We start from the raw sequence: 18,522 nt of genomic DNA on the forward strand, positions 1-18,522 counted from the left end.
GTTTGTCTGAGCCACGGACAATACTGCCCGCTACCGTCTTCGACCCGACTTTCGCGCGCAGTTGCACGATTACGGGTTTGGGGGAGAGTAGCGCAGCGTCCGAGGGACACCTGGCGAACGGGGTATCTCGATTGTCTCCTGGGTGCGGGGCCGACACCAACCGTCGCGGGTCGGTGTGGAGCGGCACGTTATTTTCCTATCATTTGGTTATGGCTGTCGGTCGGCGCGATATGGCGGGATCTCCGGCATTCAGCACCCAGGAGGCGATCCGCTACCACGCCGCAGGCTGGTGGTCCGACTCGACGCTATCGGACGCGGTAAGACGAAACGCCGAAGGCTCGCCGCATCATGCCGCCTATATCGACTACCCGGCGTCACTGCTAACGTGGAGTGAATTCGACTGTGCGGCAACAAGTCTAGCCGAACAGCTGGCCGGAGCTGGCGTGCTGCCCGGCGGCCGGGTGGCGGTATGGCACGGCGACTGCGCCGCGCTACATGCGTTGTTCATCGCCATCGAGCGCTGTGGCGCCGTGGTGGTGGGCATCGGTGCACGCGCCGGTGTCCGGGAAGCCACCCAGATATTGCGCGCCGCGCAGGTCAAGCTCCTGGTCAGCGACGCCCCGCGCAGCGCCGCCGCGACCGAGGTGAGCGCACAGCTTCCGGTGCCCTCGGGTGTCTTGGTGCGCGAGGGTAAAACGCTGCGCTTCGACGGTAAGCCGGTGCCGGTGGCGCCCGAAAATGGGCTCGAAAGCGAGCTCGGAAACGAGCGACGCCTCGGTCCCGATGATGTGTTCCTGATCAACTCCACCTCGGGCACCACGGGGGCACCCAAATGTGTGGTGCATACCCAGAACCGTTGGCACTACTTTCATCAGCACGCGGTCGCCAATGGCATGTTGACGCCGCAGGACGTAGTCCTGCCGGTGATTCCCATGCCCTTCGGATTCGGCATCTGGACCAGCCACACCACACCCATTTACCTGGGGGCCAGTGCGGTGATTCTGGATCGGTTCACGACGCTGGCCGCATGTGAGGCAATCGCTCGGCACCGGGTCACGGTGTTGTGCTGTGTCAGTACTCAATTGACGATGCTCATGGCCGACCACTGGTGCCGGGCCTATGATCTGAGTTCGCTGCGGGTCGTCTTCGCCGGCGGCGAGGCGTTGCCGTACCGGCGCGCCACTGAGTTCGAGGATCTCACCGGCGCAGCCATTCTGCAGTTCTATGGCTCCAACGAGACCGGATTGCTCAGTGCGACCACCTTGCGCGACTCGCGGGAGCGTCGCCTCAGGACGGGTGGGCGGGTTGTTCCGGAAATGTCGGTGCGGCTTTTCGACGGGGACCGTGACGTCACCGCGTCGGGCCGGGGCCAGCCTGGGTGCCGCGGGCCGGCGACCAGCCTCGGCTATCTGGGCGGAACCGATCACGAGAAGTTGTTCACCCGGGACGGGTGGATGCGCATGGGTGATATCTGCGAGATCGATCCGGACGGCTATCTGACCGTCACCGGCCGGACCTCGGACTTCATCTTGCGCGGCGGAAAGAACATCAGCGCCGGTCAGGTCGAGGATGCGGCGCTGACCCACCCGGCCGTCGCGATCGTTGCGGCGGTGTCGATGCCCGATCCGGTTTTCGGGGAGAAGGTCTGCCTCTACGTCGAGCTCGCCGACTCGCAGCGCCTCGATCGAACCGAACTCGTCGAGCACCTCTTGGCGCTGGGGTATTCCAAAGAACTACTGCCCGAACGACTCGTCGTGGTCGACGAACTGCCTCGATCCTCCGGCGGCAAGATTGCCAAAGGGCAGCTTCGCGACGATATTCGAGCCAGGATGGAGGCCGAGCATGAACGTTCCTGACGCACGCCAAGGTGGCCTGCAGGTATGGGCGCCATCGGTGATTCCGCCGATCGGTGTGGAGCTATCCGATGCGCAGGCGCTCGCCGTTGCCTTCCGCCACCTCGCGGGCATCGGGTTCGCAGAGAACATGGCCGATCACATCACCTGGCAGCCCGACGGCCAAACCGACATGCTGGTCAATCCATGGGGGCTGTGGTGGCAGGAACTCACCGCCTCGGATATCTGCACGGTGGACGCCGACGCGCGGGTGGTCAAGGGCCGGTGGGACGTCACCCCCGCGATCCATATCCACACTCAGTTGCACCGAGTTCGCGACGATGCTCGCGTGGTCATCCACAACCACCCGTACTACGTGTGCGTCCTGGCGGCCCTGGGCCGGCTGCCGGACCTGGTGCACCAGACCGGATCGCTCTTCCTCGACGACATGTGCCTGGTCGAAAGCTATGACGGCGAAATCGACAGCGCCGCACGTGCGGCCGACCTCGCGGCACATATCGGAAGCGCGAACCTGACGATTCTGGCCAACCACGGCGTCATCGCCACCGGCCGCAATCTCGCCCAAGCCGTCTATCGCGCCGCGTCGATCGAACGAGTATGCAAGCTGGCCTACGACGTGATGCTCACCGGTGCAGAACCCACACAGATGAAATGGTCCGATATGGCCGGCATGCGTTCATCGCTGATCGAACGGGCTGCCGACGTCTATTGGGCGGGGGCGGCACGGATGACCATCAAGGCCGACCCGGCCGTACTGAGCTGAGCCCCGATGACCGCGAATCACCCAGCACTGCAGAGAGATTGCCGACGATGAAATCGATCGACGAACTGGCCAGCGACCTCAGCTTCACCACGGCGAAGACCGGCGCAGATCGCAGCGTCACTTTCTTGACGGATCCGCCCAGGGCGCGGCGCCGCTACACGGTGATTTCGGTGGACGATCACATCGTCGAACCGCCCGACACCTTCACCGGACGTCTGCCGCAGAGGTTCGCCGACCGCGCACCGCGAGTCGTCGAGACCGACGACGGCGGACAGGTGTGGGTCTACGACGGACAGGTACTGCCCATCGTCGGGTTCAACGCGGTGGTAGGGCGACCCGTCTCGGAATATGGCTTCGAGCCGGTGCGCTTTGACGAAATGCGAAGGGGTGCGTGGGATATTCATGAGCGCATCAAGGACATGGATCTCAATGGTGTCTACGCATCGCTGAACTTCCCGTCGTTTCTGCCGGGGTTTGCCGGCCAGCGGCTGCAGCAGGTGACCAAGGATCCCGAACTCGCCTGGGCCGCGGTGCGGGCCTGGAATGACTGGCACCTGGAAGCTTGGGCTGGACCATATCCGGAGCGGATCATTCCCTGCCAGCTGCCCTGGCTGCTGGATCCCAGTGCGGGCGCGCAGCTGATCCATGAGAACGCCGAGCGCGGATTTCGCGCCGTCAGCTTCAGCGAGAACCCCGCGATGCTCGGACTGCCGAGCATTCACTCGGGCCACTGGGACCCGATGATGGCGGCGTGCGCCGAGACCGGCACGGTGGTGAACCTACATATCGGATCGTCGGGTTCGTCCCCGTCGACCACCGATGACGCACCTGCGGATGTCCCGGGCGTGCTGTTCTTCGCCTACGCCATCTCCGGCGCCGTGGACTGGCTGTATTCCGGCCTGCCCAGCAGATTTCCGGATCTCAAGATCTGCCTGTCCGAGGGGGGAATCGGTTGGGTTGCCGGACTGCTCGATCGTCTCGACCACATGCTGAGCTATCACGAGATGTATGGCACTTGGCGGGCCATGGGCGAAAGCTTGACGCCGGCAGAGGTTTTCACGCGAAACTTCTGGTTCTGCGCGGTGGAGGACAAGTCCTCGTTCGTGCAGCATCATCGAATCGGTACGGAAAACATCATGGTGGAATCCGACTATCCGCACTGCGATTCGACCTGGCCGCACACCCAGCAGACCATGCATGAACAACTCGACGGACTGCCCGCCGACGTGATTCGCAAGATCACTTGGGAGAATGCGGCGCGGCTCTACCAGCACCCGGTACCGGTCGCCATCGCGCAGAATCCAGAGGCATTCTGAGGATTGTCACGGCCGATCCGGGCCGGCCGAGAACGACGCAGAGCCGCCGCGCACCGCCCTAGTCCGAGTCCAAAACGGCATCGGAGCAGTAGACGCCGAGCAGGTCACGAGCCGAGACGATCCCCGCCGGTATGCCATCGTGTTCCACCAGAACGTGGCGAATGTAGTGTTCCATCATCTGGTTCGCTACCTGATCGACGGTGGCGTCGGAGTCGCACCACACCAGTTTGGTGCTGGCAACGTCGAGGGCGGGCACCGTATTCGGATCCTTGCCGGTCGCTACTACGCGAACCACATCGCGTTCGCTCACCAGGGCGGCAGGCCGGTCGTCGTCCCCGATCACGATCGCTCCGACGTTGTCGGCGATCATCGCGTTGGCGACGTCGGCGACCGTGGCGTCAGCGACAACTCGCGCGACGGGGTCGCCGGTAACGGTGGAGATCGACAGCGATCCGGCACTAGGAAGGGTAGTCACCCACCTATGCTCACCTAGCCTCGTATGCACACTCAAGTGACTTGAGTCATTAATTCAGATGGCCTTGGGTAGCGGGCATGTCCGCCGATGGCCGCTAGGGTCGCCCGGGCCGCCGCCGGTACCGGTGTAGGCCCATGCGGACACCTCGATGTGCAATCGTATGGTGCATGCAAGCCCGTTCCGATGGTCCGCCGGCCTTCACCAAGCCCGACGCAATCGACCCCGCCTTGCGGGCGATCTCCCGGATCCTGCCGCGAGGCTATGGGTTGCATCGCGGCCTCAAGCTGCCACGTGCGCTGATGAAGCTGGCTGGGATTACTGGACGTCTGCGCGATGTGCCGGTGGTGGCCGTCAACGACGCGGTCAGCGTGCGATTGCACCGGCCAGCCGGATTGCCGGATCCGGGCCCGGCCCTGCTCTGGATCCACGGCGGCGGAACGGTCATGGGCAGCGCCGCTCAGGAGGATCAGTACTGCCGCAAGTTGTCTCATCTGGCGGGCGTCGCGGTGGCCGCGGTGGACTACCGGTTGGCGCCCGAGCACCCCTATCCGACCCCCGTCGAGGGCTGTTATGCGGCGTTGCTGTGGCTGCGCCAGCAGCAGTGGGTCGATCCGTCGCGGATCGCGGTGGCCGGTGCCAGTGCCGGCGATCTTTTCGCGGCCACGCTGGTTCAGCTGGCCTGCGACCGTGGTGATGTGGAACCGGTGCTGCAGATGTTGGTGTACCCCATGCTCGACGACCGCACCGGCTCCGGTCCGAACGGCCACAAGCGCATCATGTGGAGCGAGCGGGACAACCAACAGGCGTGGCAGTTGTATCTGGCCGGGGCAGACCCCAGCACGGCCGCACCGGCGCGACGTGCCGACCTGTCGAATCTGCCGCCGGCCTGGATCGGCGTCGGAACGCTGGACCTGTTTCATCAGGAATGCCTCGACTATGCCGCGCGCCTGCGCGACGCGGGTGTCAAGGTCCATGAGCAGATCGCCGACGGTGCCTTCCACGCATTCGATCTGTTGGCGCCGAATGCGCAGGTGTCATTGGGGTTCTTCGCCAGTCAGTGCCAGTTCCTGCGAACGCACCTGCACGCCGCCGTCAGCGACCAGCCTCAGGCCCCCTAGCGCCGAAACTCGTAGTGGTTGCGGTCGGGGCGGTTGGTCCAGTTCCAATAGTCCAGGATGCGCCAGGCGAACAGGGTGGGCACATCACCCGCCGCGTTCTTGTAGTAGCTGCTGCACACCGCAGGGCGGGTATAGACCATGGTCTCGAGCTGCCGCTGGCTGCGCTGGTTGTAGTCACTACACACCCCGTCTCGCAGCATCGCGTAGCGAGCCCCCTCGGACAGCACCATGTCGATACAGCCCAGGATGTAGCGCATTTGGCACTCGGAGTTGTAGATGATGCTGGCGCCGTTGACGGCGTTGGTACCCGGGCCGTACATGCAATGGAAGTTGGGGAAGCCGGGCACGCTGATGCCGAGATAGGCGTAGGCGGCGTCGCCCCACAGGTCGTTGAGCTCAACGCCGTCCAAGCCCCGAACGCGGATGGGCCCCAGTTGATGGTTGACGTCGAATCCGGTGGCCCAGATCAAGACGTCGGCCGGCCGGTACACACCGTCGCGGGTGATCACCCCGTGGGCGGTGATCTCGGCAACGCCCTCGCGGATGAGTTCGACATCGTCACGCTGCAGGGTTTTGAGCCATGCTCCGTTGTCCTGCAGGGTGCGTTTGCCCATCGGCGGATAGTTCGGCGTGACCTTCGCCAGCAGCTGTTCATCATCGGTGAAGGCCCGCATCCAGGCGATAAACAGCTCGCGGACTTGGTGATTGGCGGCACTGACCGACAAGCCGCCGTTCTCCCAGTCCGGGTCGATAACCGTCAGGTGGGCTGCACCGTCGGCGATCGGCCACCAGGTCACGAATCGCAGCCACCTGCCGTAGTAGGGGAGATGGCGCACCGCCCATTTGGCCGGATCGCTGACGGCCGCGTGGTAGTTGATGTTGGGCGCCATCCATTGCGCGGTGCGCTGGTAGACGTCGACCCGTTCGGTCATGTCGGCGATGGCGGGCACCAGCTGAAAACCGCTGGCGCCGGCTCCGATCACCGCGACCCGCTTGCCGGCGAGCTCAACGCGCTCGTCCCAATCGGCGGTGTGGAACGACGGACCGGCGAAATCCTTGCCGCCCTTGATGTCCGGGATCACCGGATTGCTGAACTGGCCGACCGCGCAGATGACCGCGCGTGCGCTGAGCACCTCGGCGCTGCCGTCGTGGCCGCGGATCCGCACCGCCCAGCTATCCGATTCGTCTTGCTAAGCGGCGCCGACAACTTCGGTGTTGAATCTGACATGCGGGGTGATCTCGTAGCGCTGGGCCACGTCATTGAGGTAGTTCAGGATCTCGGGCTGCTCGGAGTAGGAATGCGACCAATGGTCGTTGGGCTCGAACGAGTACGCGTAGTAATGGTTCGCGATGTCCACGCGGCAGCCCGGATATCGGTTGGCCCGCCACGTGCCCCCGACCCCAGCCTGCTTCTCGATGATCACAAACGGCAGACCGGCTTGCTTGAGTTTAATTCCGGCCAGTAGCCCCGCTTCGCCACAACCGATGACCAAGACTGGGAAACCACTGCGTTGACTTGGAGTGGATCGCAGCGGCGGGCCATCCTGGTCCGCGTCTGAGATCCGTAGATCCGCGGCAATGTAGTCGATGAACTCGTCGGTAACCTGACCGGCCGACGCCACGTCGAGCATGGTCTGCAGCTGGACCCGGTTCGGGAGGAACGGCGCCGGGCAGCCACGGTCGCGGTAGTCGCGCACCACCTCGAAGGCACGCTCGCGGACGGTCTGTTTGTCCTCTTCGCTCATGCCGCCCTGGATGTCCATGGCGATCAGCATCGACGGGCCCGGAAGTTCGTCGAGCAAGCCCAAATTGCCGGTCATGTGCACCATCGACATCAGCAGCGCCGGAGCGCTGGCCTCGGCGAGGGCGGCCCGAATGACATCGTCGGAATCGTGGAACGGCATGCCGGTCAACCGCGCGGGCCCCGCGGGTACGGCGGACGGTGCGTGGCCACAATCGGAGAAGGCCATTGACATCAAGATACGTACGGCCAGTCATCCATGGCCAGCCCCGGGCGGGGGTGCGGTCCAATGCCCGATCGGTGAGTGCGCGCGCCGGCGCCCCCGCGCGCCCCAAACCTACTCCCGCAGTGTGGTTCTCGGCTGGTCTCAAAGCGTCGGTCGATGCCCCGGTGCGCGGTGGCTGACCTCGGGCACCGGTGCGGCGGTGTCACGTCGGATCGAAGGCAACGGGCAGCGTCGGCTACCGTCGTCCCCATGGAACTATCCGGCAAGACTGTTCTGGTTACCGGCGCCACGGGCGGTCTCGGACGGGCGATCGCCTCGTCACTGGCCGACCGCGGTGCGGAGCTGATCCTGAGCTCGCGCAAGCCCGCGGAGCTCGACCAGCTCGCGGCATCGCTTCCGGGACGCAACCATCGCTCGATCGTCAGCGACCTCGCCGAACCGGGTGCCGCGCTGGCCCTGCTCGCCGAGGCGGGGGAGATCGACGTTTTGGTCGCCAACGCAGCCCTGCCAGCATCCGGGAAACTGGAAACCTTCACCGCCGAGCAGGTGGATCGCGCGTTGCGGGTCAACCTCGAGATACCGGTCCAGATGACCCGCGAACTGATCCCGGCGTTCACTCAACGAGGGTCCGGGCATTTCGTCTTCGTGTCGTCCATTTCCGGCAAGACGGCCACCGCGCGTGCGTCGCTGTACGCGGCGACGAAATTCGGCATCCGCGGTTTCGCGCTGTGCCTGCGTGACGATCTGCGCCCGGCTGGGGTCGGCGTCTCGGTGGTGAGTCCCGGGGCGATCAGTGGCGCGGGCATGTTCGCGGACTCCGGTGCGACCGCTCCGCCGCTGATCGGTACCGGCAGGCCCGATCAGGTCGGTGCCGCCGTGGTCACCGCGATCGAGCGCAATCGCGGCGAGGTCACCGTGGCGCCGCTACGCCAGCGGGCGCTGGCGCGATTTGCCGCCAATGCCCCCGAGATCGCCTCGCGGCTGGGTGGGGGGATCGCGGCCAAGGCGGCCGACGAGATCGCCGCCGGCCAGCTGCACAAGCGCTAGCCCGAAGGGGGCGCGCGGCGGCGCTGACTATCCCCGCCGGTGATGGCATCCTGGCTTGGGTGGGGCTGCTGTTTCGGTTGGTCGAGTTGCTGGTGCTGATTGCGCCCATCGTTGGGCTGATCTATGCGGGCATCCGGGCGATCTCGTCGCTCAACAGGAGGTCGGGGGATGGAGCGGTCGACCACGCCCCGCAGGATCGCGCGGCTGGCCAGCCCGACGACGCCCTGCCCGGCAGCAAACCGGCCCAATGGCGGGCGATACGACGCGCGATCGACGCCCACGACGAAACGAACACGCGCTGGTTGGACTATGAACTCGACGTGGCCAAGCTCCTTGATTTCCCGGTGATGGCCGACATGCGGGACCCGATCACGACCCGTTTTCACAAGGCGAAGTTGGCGGCGGACTTTCACCGTCCTATGCGGGCCGAAGATCTGCTGGACGACCGCGATGCGGCCAAAGAGTATTTCGATGCGGTGCAGAACTACGTCACCGCGTTCAACGCCGCCGAAGCCGAGGCGATGCGCCGGCGTAGAAGTGATTTCTCCCGAGAAGGTCAACAGCGGCTGGCTCGTGCCCAGAGCCTGCTGCGGGTGGCCGCGGATAGCTCCGCCACCGCCCAAGAACGCTCGCGGGCATACGACTTGGCCTGCAATGAACTCGACGGTCTCATGGTCTTGGCTGGCACTACCAGAGCCAGCATCGAACGCGGCATCGCCGGGGAGATAGATGGCTAGCTACCGGCCGGCCCGGGCGCCGCGCTAGCGGCTCTCGTCGGAGGCTATTCGGTACCGGGTGCCGCGCTGCTCCCGCACCCACAGCGCCTCGTCCGGGCCGATGGCTGTCCCTTCGGCGACCAGCTGTCGCTTGAGCACCTTGTGGGTGGCGGTGCTGGGCAGATCTGCGGCGATCCGGACGTATCGCGGCCAGGCTTTGGCGGACAGGTCGGGTTGCGCGCGCAGAAACGCTTCAAGCGATTCGGGAGTGAACCGCTGGTCCCGGTGCGGCACGACGGCGGCCATCACCTGATCGCCAACCCGGGCATCTGGGACCGCATATACCGCGACTCGGTTTACCGAATTGTCCCGCAACAGAATTCGTTCGATCGGGGCTGCCGCAAGGTTTTCGCCGTCTACCCGCATCCAGTCGGCGGTGCGGCCGGCGAGATAGATCCAGCCCTGTGAGTCTCGGTAGGCGAGGTCTCCGGACCAGTACATGCCATGGCGCATACGCTCGGCGTTGGCGCCGGGGTCGTTGTAATAACCGGTGAAAAAGCCCGATCCCATGGTGTTGACCAATTCGCCCACCGCTTCGTCGGCGTTGGCCAGCGCTCCGTGCTCATCGAAGCGTGCCACGGCGCACTCGGTGACGGAGTCGCTGTTGTACACGGCGACACCGTCGACACCCTTGCCGATCGAGCCCGGCGGCGTGCCCGGTTCACGGATCACGATGACGGCATTCTCGGTCGAGCCGAAGCCGTCCTCGACCTGGACTGCGAAACGTCGCGAGAACTCTTCGATATCTTTCTCATTGGCCTCGTTGCCAAAAGCCACGCGCAGCGGATTCTCGGCGTCGTCGTCGCGTTCGGGCGTGGCAAGGATGTAGGCCAGTGGCTTGCCGACGTAGTTCATATAGGTGGCCTGATAGCGGCGAATGTCGTCCAGGAACCCGGTCGCTGAGAACTTCGCCGGGGCGATCGCCGCGCCCGAGACCACCGCGGGTGCCCATCCAGCGACCACCGCATTGGAATGAAAAAGGGGCATGGACACATAGCAGGTGTCGTGAGCCGACAGCCCCGAACCGTTCGGTCAGGCTGCGGCCGGCGAATGTGGGCATCAGGCGTGAAACCTGTACCGCCTTAGGGTTGCCGCTGGTACCCGACGTGAAGATCATCATGAACGGATCCATCATTTCGACTTTGCGATGGGGGACCAGCGAACCGGCACCGCCAACCAGCTCTGCCCACCGAGGTGTCGAGGTATCGAAGATCTCTACATCCGCGAGGTCCAAACCATCCAACAGCGAGCGATTCTCGGCATCGGTCACGATGATCTGGCATTCGGCGCGCCTGATGTCCGCGGCCAGCGCCTCGCCGCGCCTGGTGGTGTTCAGGCCGCAGAGCACATAGCCACCCAGCCCGGCCGCGGCCATCTGGGCCAGCATTTCGGGCGTGTTGCCCAGCAAGGACCCGATATGTAGCGGGCGGTCCGGGTCGGCGGCGGCGATCAATCCGGCCGCGCGCGCGGCGGCCTCCGCCAGATACTCGCGCCAAGTCCATTGCAGATCATGATATTTCACGGCAATGCTGGAGTCGGACATGCGCTGTTGCAGCAGGGCCTGAATCGTCTCTGTCATTGATCAGGATCCGTATTCGTTGTGGGTTGGGGCAACTGGCGGGCGTGTCGCTTACCGACGATCAGCTGGGCTGCAATCATCCCGCGCAGGGCGGTCAGCAGGTGTTCGCGATCCCACTGCTGTGAATCGAACGGATCTGCAGCGGGCACAGACGCTTCTTCTCCATCGCCAGGATGGTCCCGGTAGATTTCCCAGGGCGCACCTATTCAGGCAACGCACGACACTTCGCTTCGTGGTGACCAGTCGAACCGAGACCAGCTTGCCACATGGTCGCGACCGCGGACAGGCGCCCTGACGTTGGAGTACCGAGGTGCCGGCGGCCAATCGAGCAAGCCCTGACCTGTTGGTCGGCAACGGCGTCTTGGATGCCGGACACGCGTGGACCGAGGCCTATATTGTGGCAACGGCGGTCGCACAGCTCAAGCGATGTCGTCCGAGGCTCGGTGCGGCGACCGTGATCAGGGTGTGGCCGGCGGGTGCGGCTCGACTGTGCAGAGCACCGCAGGGACCTACGCAATTGCTGCCACCGGCGGCGGTAACAACAACGATGGAGGGCGCGGTGCGGGGGGCGCGTCGATCGCGATGAGCGGCGGCATCGAAGGCGCTGGCATCGATTGGGCTCGCGAGCAGGGCACCGGCCAGCCGCAAGCCGCGGGGACGGCAGTCCCTGGCAGTTCCCGGCCGCGATGGGTTTTCCGCCGCCTCCGAGCTGGCCCACGCAGAACAACTTGGCGCCGCTGGTTTGGTGTGGCTGCGACGGTTCTGTCTGTTGCCGCGGGCACCTGCTGGGCCGCCGCTTGGGCGGGCGGATCTGACCAGTCGGCCGCACTGTCGGAATGGTCTCCATGCGCCGCTGCCAACGGCGCTGCCGGAATGCAATGCGCCATCCTCAACGTGCCGCTGGATTGGAACCTAGCTGAATCTGCCATGGCACAGGTGGCCGTGGCTCGGCTGCCCGCAACCGGAGCGCACAAGCTGGGTGTAATCGTCACCAACCCGGGCGGTCCCGGCATATCGGGCATCGATGATATGGCTTACAGCGGCAATTTTTGGGACCGGCTACGACAAGATTTCGACATCGTCACCTTCGATCCGCGCGGGGTAGGCGCGAGCCGGCCGGCCATCGCGTTGGCCGGCGATGAGCTTGTCGCCGCTGTCCGCAATCAACCCAGCATTCCGCGCACCGAGGCTCAGCGCCGGAGTCGTCTGGAGGGGACAACTCGGCTGGTGGATGCCGCGCAGCGAGGAGGCGTTCTGGGTTTAGTTGGGACGCAAGAGGTTGCACGCGACCTTGAGGCGCTGCGCGTCGCGATGAACGTGGAGAGCATCGACTACTTCGGATTTTCCTACGGTACCTACCTGGGGGTGGTGTATGCCGACATGTTCCCCGGCCGCACTCACCGCATCGTGCTCGATTCGGCCATGAATCCCGCCAACGACTACGCCACACTGCGCCACGATCAGGCTGTTGCTTTTGACCGCGCTATCCGGGCTCAGTTCGACGCCCCAGAAATCCAACGCATCCAGGCGTTGATCGAGAGACTGGATGAAAGCCCCATCGTGGGCGAAGACGGACGTGTGCTGTCGGGTTTGCGGTTGCTCAACTACGTCGAATCAGCAGCCTACGAACCGGAGACGTCGGTGCTGGTACTGCGAGAAGTACTCGCCGAGGCCAGTCGGGGGAACTGGGCTCCGGTCATCGACGCCGTGCACGGACCGGCACTTCTGGTTAACCCCGCTGACCTGCCCTATCTCTCGGTAGCGTGTCATGACCTGTCCACGCCCACCCAGGTCGGTGACGTTGCGGCGTTAGCCCGCGCCTGGACACGTGAAGCCCCATTGACCGGGGCCAGCCGCGCGTGGTCCGTACTGCCCTGCACCGTCTGGCCCACGCGGGCCGCCGCGCCGCCGCACCGGATGACGGCTGCGGGCTCCGGGCCGACGCTGGTGATCGGTGTCGCTGGTGACCCAGCGACACCGCCGCACTGGGGCCGCGAGCTGGCTGCGACGCTCGTACACGGCCAATATCTGCAATGGGCTGGCGCCGGCCACGTCGCCTACGGCCGCGCCGGCGAGCCACTAGGCGCAATCGTCAACGATTTCTTCGTCTCGGGCAGGTTGCCGCCTGCCGGCCTCGAGCTACCCGCCGACTAGGACTTCATCTGCGGCGAACCTGGGGCCTGGTCACGTGCGTGCTCCCCAGCGCCGGCCCAGCACCGGAATTGGGTGCAGGTTCTGTTGGTGATCGTGGGCGCCGACCTCTCCTTGCGGGGCTGTGAGCGGGTCTGTTGGGGTTGGCTTGTGGGGCAGGTATGTTCGAGCTCGGCGGTGATCAGCTTGACGGTGTCGCCGGGGTGGCGGGCGTTCCCAGCGTGTCGTCCTTTTGTGGCCCAGCGGCCAGATCGCATGCCGCCAAGACGATTTCGCGTTAGGCAGTATCGAGGATGTCGCCGCTGCGGGCGGCCGTCGGGTACCAGACAGGGCCGCCGTCGCGGGCGTGCACGGTGTCTTGGACTCGAGCATTGGCTCGACCGTAGTGCGCCGATGAACTCCGCCCGGTCCGGCGTGCCATTGGACGCCCCTTATGCTTGTCCGCAAATGGGTGAGAAAACCACGTGCGCGATAATCGGCGGCGGCCCAGCCGGGATGGTTCTCGGGCTTCTGCTGGCCCGGGCGGGTGTAGAAGTCACGTTGCTGGAAAAGCACGGCGACTTTCTGCGCGACTTTCGCGGTGACACAGTGCATCCGACCACGATGCGGCTGCTCGACGAGTTGGGCTTGTGGGAACGCTTTGCTGAGCTGCCCTTCAGCGAAGTTCGCAAAGCGACGCTGGATACGAACGGGCGTTCGGTCACCTATATCGACTTCGGGCGGCTGAACCAACCGCACCCCTACGTCGCGATGGTGCCGCAGTGGGACCTGTTGAACCTGCTGGCCGAGGCCGCCCAAGTCGAGCCGAGCTTCACACTTCGGATGAATACCGAGGTGACCGGTTTGCTGCAGGAAGGCGGCCGCGTCACCGGAGTGCGCTATCAGGGCGCCGAGGGACCCGGTGAATTGCGGGCGGAGCTGACCGTGGCGTGCGATGGGCGGTGGTCCATTGCCCGCCAGGCGGCCGGGCTCAAGGCGCGCGACTACCCGGTGAACTTCGACGTGTGGTGGTTCAAGCTGCCGCGCGAAGGTGATGCGGACTTTTCGTTCCTGCCGCGTTTCGGGCCGGGCAAGGGGCTGGGCGTTATCCCACGTGAGGGCTATTTCCAGATCGCCTACATCGGGCCCAAGGGGACAGACGCCAAGCTGCGTGAGCGCGGGATCGAGGAATTCCGGCACGACATCGGCGCACTGCTACCCGAAGCGGCCGAGTCCGTGGCCGGGCTGGCCTCCATGGACGATGTCAAGCATCTCAACGTGAAGGTGAACAGGCTGCGACGCTGGCACATCGATGGGCTGCTGTGTATCGGTGATGCCGCGCATGCGATGTCGCCGCTGGGTGGGGTGGGTATCAATCTTGCCGTTCAGGACGCGGTCGCGGCAGCGACCATCTTGGCCTAACCACTGCTAGGACACCGAGTCACCGGTCGGGACCTGGCGGCAGTGCGCCGCCGTCGCGTCATCCCGACCGTGATAACCCAGGCCGTGCAACGGTTACTGCACCGGCGGCTGCTGGGACCGCTGCTGCGCGGTCAGGACGCGACCCCGCCGGCGGCTCTGCTCGGCTTGGTCGAGCGGGTGCCGTGGCTGTCGGTGATCCCGGCCTACTTTGTCGGGGTCGGGGTCCGGCCCGAGCATGCACCCGCCTTTGCTCGCCGGGGCGGCCGCACCGACTGATCACGCGTCACCGGCGGTGCCGGCGCAAGTGCTAGCGTCGGTCCGTGACAGGACACGGGAGCCCACTGCGGATCGGCATCCTGGGCGCGGCGCGGATAGCGCCGCAGGCGCTCGTCAAACCAGCTCAGGGCAACGTCGAAGCCGTGGTGGCCGCGGTCGCCGCACGCGATGGCGCACGCGCACAGGCCTTTGCCGCCAAACACGGCATCAGCCGGGTGCACAGCAGCTACGAGGCGCTCATCGCCGATCCAACCCTCGATGCCGTCTACATCCCCCTGCCCAACGGCCTGCATGGCAGGTGGACCCAAGCCGCGCTGACCGCCGGCAAGCATGTGCTGTGTGAGAAGCCGTTCACCGCCAATGCCGCCGAGGCCGACGAGATCGCCCAGTTGGCCGCGACCACCGATCGCGTGGTGATGGAGGCTTTCCACTACCGCTACCATCCGCTGACTCTGCGGATCGAGCAGATCATCGCCTCCGGGGAGCTGGGCACGCTGCAGCGGGTGGAGACGTCGATGTGTTTTCCGCTGCCAAAGTTCTCCGACATCCGTTACAACTACGCCCTGGCCGGAGGCGCGACGATGGACGCCGGCTGCTACGCGGTGCACATGGCTCGTACCTTCGGCGGCGGCACTCCGGAAGTGGTTTCAGCGCAAGCAAAACGGCGTGACTCGGAAGTGGACCGTGCGATGACAGCCGAGTTGCGTTTTCCGGCAGGACATTCCGGTCGAATCGAGTGCTCGATGTGGTCGTCGCACCTGTTGAACATGAGCGCGCGGGTGGTTGGTGACCGCGGCGAACTCCGGGTGCTGAACCCCGTTGTGCCCCAGCTCTTCCATCGGCTCACCGTCCAGTCGGCCATTGGCAGGAGGGTGGAACGCTTTCCCCGCCGGGCCTCGTATGCGTATCAACTCGACGCCTTTACCGGGGCAATACTGCGCGGCGAAGCGGTCAAGACGACACCGCAGGACGCGGTGCAGAACATGACTGTCATCGATGCCATCTACCGCGCCGCAGGCCTTCCGCTGCGCAATCCGAGCTGAACCTGGAGCGCGGTCGCAGCACGGATCTTGCGCCCGGTCATGTGGTATCTGCGGTTGCTGGGACTGCTGTGGTTTGTGACTGAGCCCACAAACCCCGGTCCCGGTGAAACGGTGAGGTTTGAGCCCCAAAACCGCGGGTATATTCATACTTGCGCAGGTTCTGAGGCCGGATCCAATCGACACGCAGCCGCTGGATACCAGACGCGTGAGTGAATCGATCGGATGATTCACGACAGTCCGGCCGGAAGGAGGCTATGAAATGAACGTGAAGAAGTTTGCTGGAACAGTTGCTCTTGCGGGTGCGCTCGGCGCCACCACGCTCGGGTTCGGCGCGGGTATGGCCTCGGCCAACCCGGGACCGCGGATACCGGGCCCGCCGGGACCGCACGTTGACGACTGGGCGAACTGGCACCAGGTACCGCCCGGCCAGATCAAGAAGGTGTGCCCGTGGCAGTCACCTCCTGGCCACTGGGTTGGGGGACCGCACGGCATTCCCTGCACCTGATCAACCAACGCTTCAATTTTCGCAAATGGGCGCCTAACAATGGGCTAGGCGCCCATTTGCTGTCTGCGATGTGCGTCTGTTTGATTTCGGCACAGCCACGGGCGGCGGGCATCAGCACGCGCGGCTGGCAGCGTCCCCGCCGCCACAGCACCCTGGTGCGTCGGCGTCCAGGGCGGTTAGCATCCCGGCGGCGGCCACCTGCCAAGTGAACATCTCGGCGCGGCGCCTGGCGGAGCTGCGGCGTTGCCGCTCAGGCCAACCGACGATGGTGCGAACCGCGGCTGCGATCGCCGCGGGGTCGTTGTCCGCCGATGCCCCGCTGTCGGTGGTGATGATCTCGCTGAGGGCCGAGGTGCGCGACACCACGGCCGGTGTGCCACAAGCCAAGGACTCGAGTGCGGCAAGCCCGAATGTTTCGTGCGGGCCGGGCGCCAACGCGATATCGGCGGAGGCCAGGAGCTGGGCGACGGTGTCGCGGTGGGTGACAAATCCGGTGAAGTCGACGGGCAGCCCTGCCGCCTGGCGCTGCAGCCTGGCCCGAAGCGGGCCCTCTCCAACGATGACCAACCGTGCATCGACGCCCGCATCACACAGCGCGGCCAGTGCCCCGATGCTGCGATCGACGTGCTTTTCCACTGACAACCGGCCGCAATGGATCAACAGCAGCTGCCGGGGTGTGGCGAAACGCTGGCGCACCAGCGGGCAGCGCCGACGCGGGTGAAAGGTCTGCAGGTCCACGCCCAGGAGCACGGTGAGGGTGTTGGTCGCGCCGATGCGATCGAATTCTTCGCGGGCGAACGCCGTGGTGCACACCACGGTGTCGTAGTTGGCGGCGGTACGCCGGTTTGCGAAGTCGGCGAGCCGTTGTGCGGCGCGGTGCGGAAGCGCCTGACCCACCAACCGATCTAGGCGCTCATGGGAAATCATGACCGTCGTGATCCCACGCTCGCGACCCCAGCATCCCAGCGATCGCAGCGTGAGCCGGTCGGAGACCTCCACGGCGTCGGGATCAAGCGCGCCCAACAGCTCCCGCACCCGTCCCGGCATCACCGCGCGGTAGCCGCCAGTAAGCGGAATCAGCTTGGCGGGCAAGCTGATTCGTACGACACCGGTGCCCAAGCGGCGTTGCCCGGTGTGCGCCCCCGGCACGATGAGAAACACCTCGTGCCCGCTGGCGCAGTATTCGGCGCCCAACCGATCGACCGCCGTTCGCAGGCCACCCGAACGTGGTCCGTAGAAGTTGGCGACCTGAACCACACGCATACCCGTGAGAAAAACCGGCCCTTGTGTGCGATCAACGATGCGGAGCCGACGGCCATCTGAATTGTCCGTGAAATCTACTCGGGTCGTGCCGGGGACTACGGATCAGCTGGGCTTCTTCAGGTGCGGGCCCAGCATCTGATGCCACGCTTTCGACATGTTCTGGAACTCGTCCTCGCAATTGCCGGCGCGGTCTTCCGGCAAATCGCCGGAAGTGACGATGCCGGCATTGGCTGTCGTATCCGAGCCGTAGATCCAGCACTCCCAGTTGTACATCCGCGTGATGTCCATCGAATGCCCATCCCAGAACGGGAGATCGTTGGCATCGCCGTCCTCTTTTGCGCTCAGCCGCCAATCCTGCGCCGTGTTGGTCGCGATGCGGACGCCATTGGGATAGGGCGTTCCGTCTGCCCCGGGGGCCAGCAACATGAAAGCCGAGAGCTGGTCGGCGACATCCTCCTCACGACCGGTGAATGCCAGCTCGTAGATGGAGAGCGTGGCGTGGCCCAGCTCGTGATAGAAACCCGAAGTCGTCGCGTCCACCGCGGCGGTCGTCGAGTCCGGGTTGCCGCTTCCGGCGAACCGCTGCTCGCTTTGCTGGATGTCTTCGTAGCAGAGTTGTATCTCATTGACACTGGGATCCCAATAGTCGTTGGGTTCACCGCATTGCTTGCCGACCACGGTGATGTCGTAGGGCAGGTTCAAGGTGTCGTTGACCTGTGCCGCCACCGCTTCCAAGAGCTTTGCGTCCATCATGAGCCCTCGACCTTGCTCCGCATCCGGTGTCTGGGCGTCGTCATAGCGGGTATTGACCTTGCCCGCTGCGGCGGCTTCGGTGGAACTGGCCGGCGTCGCGGCCTGGCTCTCGGACCCGGTCGAGGCTGCATCGTCAGCCGATGGCGAGTTGGATCCGCCGCAGCCGGCCGACAGGAGCAGGGCCGCGATTGCAGCCATGACAGTGAGCGGCCTACTCATCGATGCTCTCCTTCTTC

13 protein-coding genes and 3 pseudogenes are annotated in these 18,522 nt (G+C 65.2%); 10 read left to right on the forward strand and 6 right to left on the reverse strand.

Translation table 11 applies throughout. The features are described from left to right. Positions 1 to 209: 209 nt before the first annotated feature. Genes MPSD_RS13195 through MPSD_RS13205 form a run of 3 tightly spaced genes read left to right on the forward strand, consistent with a single transcriptional unit; the run spans position 210 to position 3,932 of the window. Entirely contained in the window at positions 210 to 1,856 is a 1,647-nt protein-coding gene (locus tag MPSD_RS13195) for a class I adenylate-forming enzyme family protein (RefSeq protein ID WP_036426624.1), read from the forward strand. Further along, the gene (locus MPSD_RS13200) at positions 1,843 to 2,616 is read left to right on the forward strand and encodes a class II aldolase/adducin family protein (RefSeq protein WP_020787538.1); all 774 of its coding nucleotides are present in this window, start codon (positions 1,843 to 1,845) and stop codon (positions 2,614 to 2,616) included. Before MPSD_RS13195 ends, MPSD_RS13200 begins: the two co-directional genes overlap by 14 nt. 47 nt (positions 2,617 to 2,663) lie before the next feature. Continuing rightward, positions 2,664 to 3,932, forward strand: a complete 1,269-nt coding sequence (locus MPSD_RS13205) for an amidohydrolase family protein (RefSeq protein WP_020787537.1) — start codon at positions 2,664 to 2,666, stop codon at positions 3,930 to 3,932. Between the two features lie 58 nt (positions 3,933 to 3,990). On the opposite strand, the gene MPSD_RS13210 is transcribed toward MPSD_RS13205, so the two are convergent. After that, entirely contained in the window at positions 3,991 to 4,407 is a 417-nt protein-coding gene (locus MPSD_RS13210) for a CBS domain-containing protein (RefSeq protein WP_012394342.1), read from the reverse strand. A gap of 167 nt (positions 4,408 to 4,574) precedes the next feature. On the opposite strand from MPSD_RS13210, the gene MPSD_RS13215 reads away from it, so the two are divergent. Then, positions 4,575 to 5,525, forward strand: coding sequence for an alpha/beta hydrolase (locus tag MPSD_RS13215; protein WP_086085367.1), 951 nt, complete (start codon positions 4,575 to 4,577; stop codon positions 5,523 to 5,525). Here MPSD_RS13215 and MPSD_RS13220 read toward each other — a convergent pair. Continuing rightward, a pseudogene (locus tag MPSD_RS13220) lies at positions 5,522 to 7,495 on the reverse strand (flavin-containing monooxygenase). The gene MPSD_RS13215 and the pseudogene MPSD_RS13220 overlap by 4 nt on opposite strands. A gap of 246 nt (positions 7,496 to 7,741) precedes the next feature. Here MPSD_RS13220 and MPSD_RS13225 point away from each other — a divergent pair. Both MPSD_RS13225 and MPSD_RS13230 read left to right on the forward strand, forming a co-directional pair. After that, positions 7,742 to 8,539 (forward strand): SDR family NAD(P)-dependent oxidoreductase, encoded by a 798-nt coding sequence (locus MPSD_RS13225; protein ID WP_015355433.1) that lies wholly within the window; start codon positions 7,742 to 7,744, stop codon positions 8,537 to 8,539. Between the two features lie 59 nt (positions 8,540 to 8,598). Continuing rightward, on the forward strand, positions 8,599 to 9,276 hold the full coding sequence (locus MPSD_RS13230) for a hypothetical protein (protein WP_020787532.1): 678 nt from the start codon (positions 8,599 to 8,601) through the stop codon (positions 9,274 to 9,276). 24 nt (positions 9,277 to 9,300) lie between these two features. On the opposite strand, the gene MPSD_RS30820 is transcribed toward MPSD_RS13230, so the two are convergent. Next, complete coding sequence (locus MPSD_RS30820) at positions 9,301 to 9,825, reverse strand: AMP-binding enzyme (RefSeq protein WP_375341561.1); 525 nt, start codon at positions 9,823 to 9,825, stop codon at positions 9,301 to 9,303. Between the two features lie 30 nt (positions 9,826 to 9,855). Then, positions 9,856 to 10,894 (reverse strand): annotated as a pseudogene (locus MPSD_RS30825) (AMP-binding protein); the annotation flags it as partial. 927 nt (positions 10,895 to 11,821) lie between these two features. Between MPSD_RS30825 and MPSD_RS13240 the strand changes: the two are divergent. The 4 genes and pseudogenes from MPSD_RS13240 (at position 11,822) to MPSD_RS13255 (ending at position 16,270) form a co-directional block, all read left to right on the forward strand. Then, positions 11,822 to 13,048 (forward strand): alpha/beta hydrolase, encoded by a 1,227-nt coding sequence (locus tag MPSD_RS13240; protein WP_232022845.1) that lies wholly within the window; start codon positions 11,822 to 11,824, stop codon positions 13,046 to 13,048. A gap of 444 nt (positions 13,049 to 13,492) precedes the next feature. Then, positions 13,493 to 14,722: pseudogene (locus tag MPSD_RS13245) on the forward strand (FAD-dependent oxidoreductase). Between the two features lie 44 nt (positions 14,723 to 14,766). Then, positions 14,767 to 15,765 (forward strand): Gfo/Idh/MocA family protein, encoded by a 999-nt coding sequence (locus MPSD_RS13250; RefSeq protein ID WP_020787524.1) that lies wholly within the window; start codon positions 14,767 to 14,769, stop codon positions 15,763 to 15,765. Between the two features lie 259 nt (positions 15,766 to 16,024). Beyond that, positions 16,025 to 16,270, forward strand: a complete 246-nt coding sequence (locus tag MPSD_RS13255; protein WP_015355439.1) for a hypothetical protein — start codon at positions 16,025 to 16,027, stop codon at positions 16,268 to 16,270. Positions 16,271 to 16,381: 111 nt separating this feature from the next. Here the strand turns inward: MPSD_RS13255 and MPSD_RS13260 are convergent, their stop codons facing one another. Beyond that, positions 16,382 to 17,533 (reverse strand): glycosyltransferase, encoded by a 1,152-nt coding sequence (locus MPSD_RS13260; RefSeq protein ID WP_086085366.1) that lies wholly within the window; start codon positions 17,531 to 17,533, stop codon positions 16,382 to 16,384. 102 nt (positions 17,534 to 17,635) lie between these two features. Next, positions 17,636 to 18,505 (reverse strand): DUF4344 domain-containing metallopeptidase, encoded by an 870-nt coding sequence (locus MPSD_RS13265; RefSeq protein ID WP_012394352.1) that lies wholly within the window; start codon positions 18,503 to 18,505, stop codon positions 17,636 to 17,638. Positions 18,506 to 18,522: the final 17 nt, after the last annotated feature.

Source organism: Mycobacterium pseudoshottsii JCM 15466, assembly GCF_003584745.1.
GTDB lineage: Bacteria > Actinomycetota > Actinomycetes > Mycobacteriales > Mycobacteriaceae > Mycobacterium > Mycobacterium marinum.

Bases quoted from the DNA above. Each gene is read 5' to 3' on its own strand.
- MPSD_RS13195 (WP_036426624.1), top strand. From the start codon at position 210: ATGGCTGTCGGTCGGCGCGATATGGCGGGATCTCCGGCATTCAGCACC.
- MPSD_RS13200 (WP_020787538.1), top strand. From the start codon at position 1,843: ATGAACGTTCCTGACGCACGCCAAGGTGGCCTGCAGGTATGGGCGCCA.
- MPSD_RS13205 (WP_020787537.1), top strand. From the start codon at position 2,664: ATGAAATCGATCGACGAACTGGCCAGCGACCTCAGCTTCACCACGGCG.
- MPSD_RS13215 (WP_086085367.1), top strand. From the start codon at position 4,575: ATGCAAGCCCGTTCCGATGGTCCGCCGGCCTTCACCAAGCCCGACGCA.
- MPSD_RS13225 (WP_015355433.1), top strand. From the start codon at position 7,742: ATGGAACTATCCGGCAAGACTGTTCTGGTTACCGGCGCCACGGGCGGT.
- MPSD_RS30820 (WP_375341561.1), bottom strand. From the start codon at position 9,825: ATGGGATCGGGCTTTTTCACCGGTTATTACAACGACCCCGGCGCCAAC.
- MPSD_RS13240 (WP_232022845.1), top strand. From the start codon at position 11,822: ATGGCACAGGTGGCCGTGGCTCGGCTGCCCGCAACCGGAGCGCACAAG.
- MPSD_RS13255 (WP_015355439.1), top strand. From the start codon at position 16,025: ATGAACGTGAAGAAGTTTGCTGGAACAGTTGCTCTTGCGGGTGCGCTC.
- MPSD_RS13260 (WP_086085366.1), bottom strand. From the start codon at position 17,533: ATGCGTGTGGTTCAGGTCGCCAACTTCTACGGACCACGTTCGGGTGGC.
- MPSD_RS13265 (WP_012394352.1), bottom strand. From the start codon at position 18,505: ATGAGTAGGCCGCTCACTGTCATGGCTGCAATCGCGGCCCTGCTCCTG.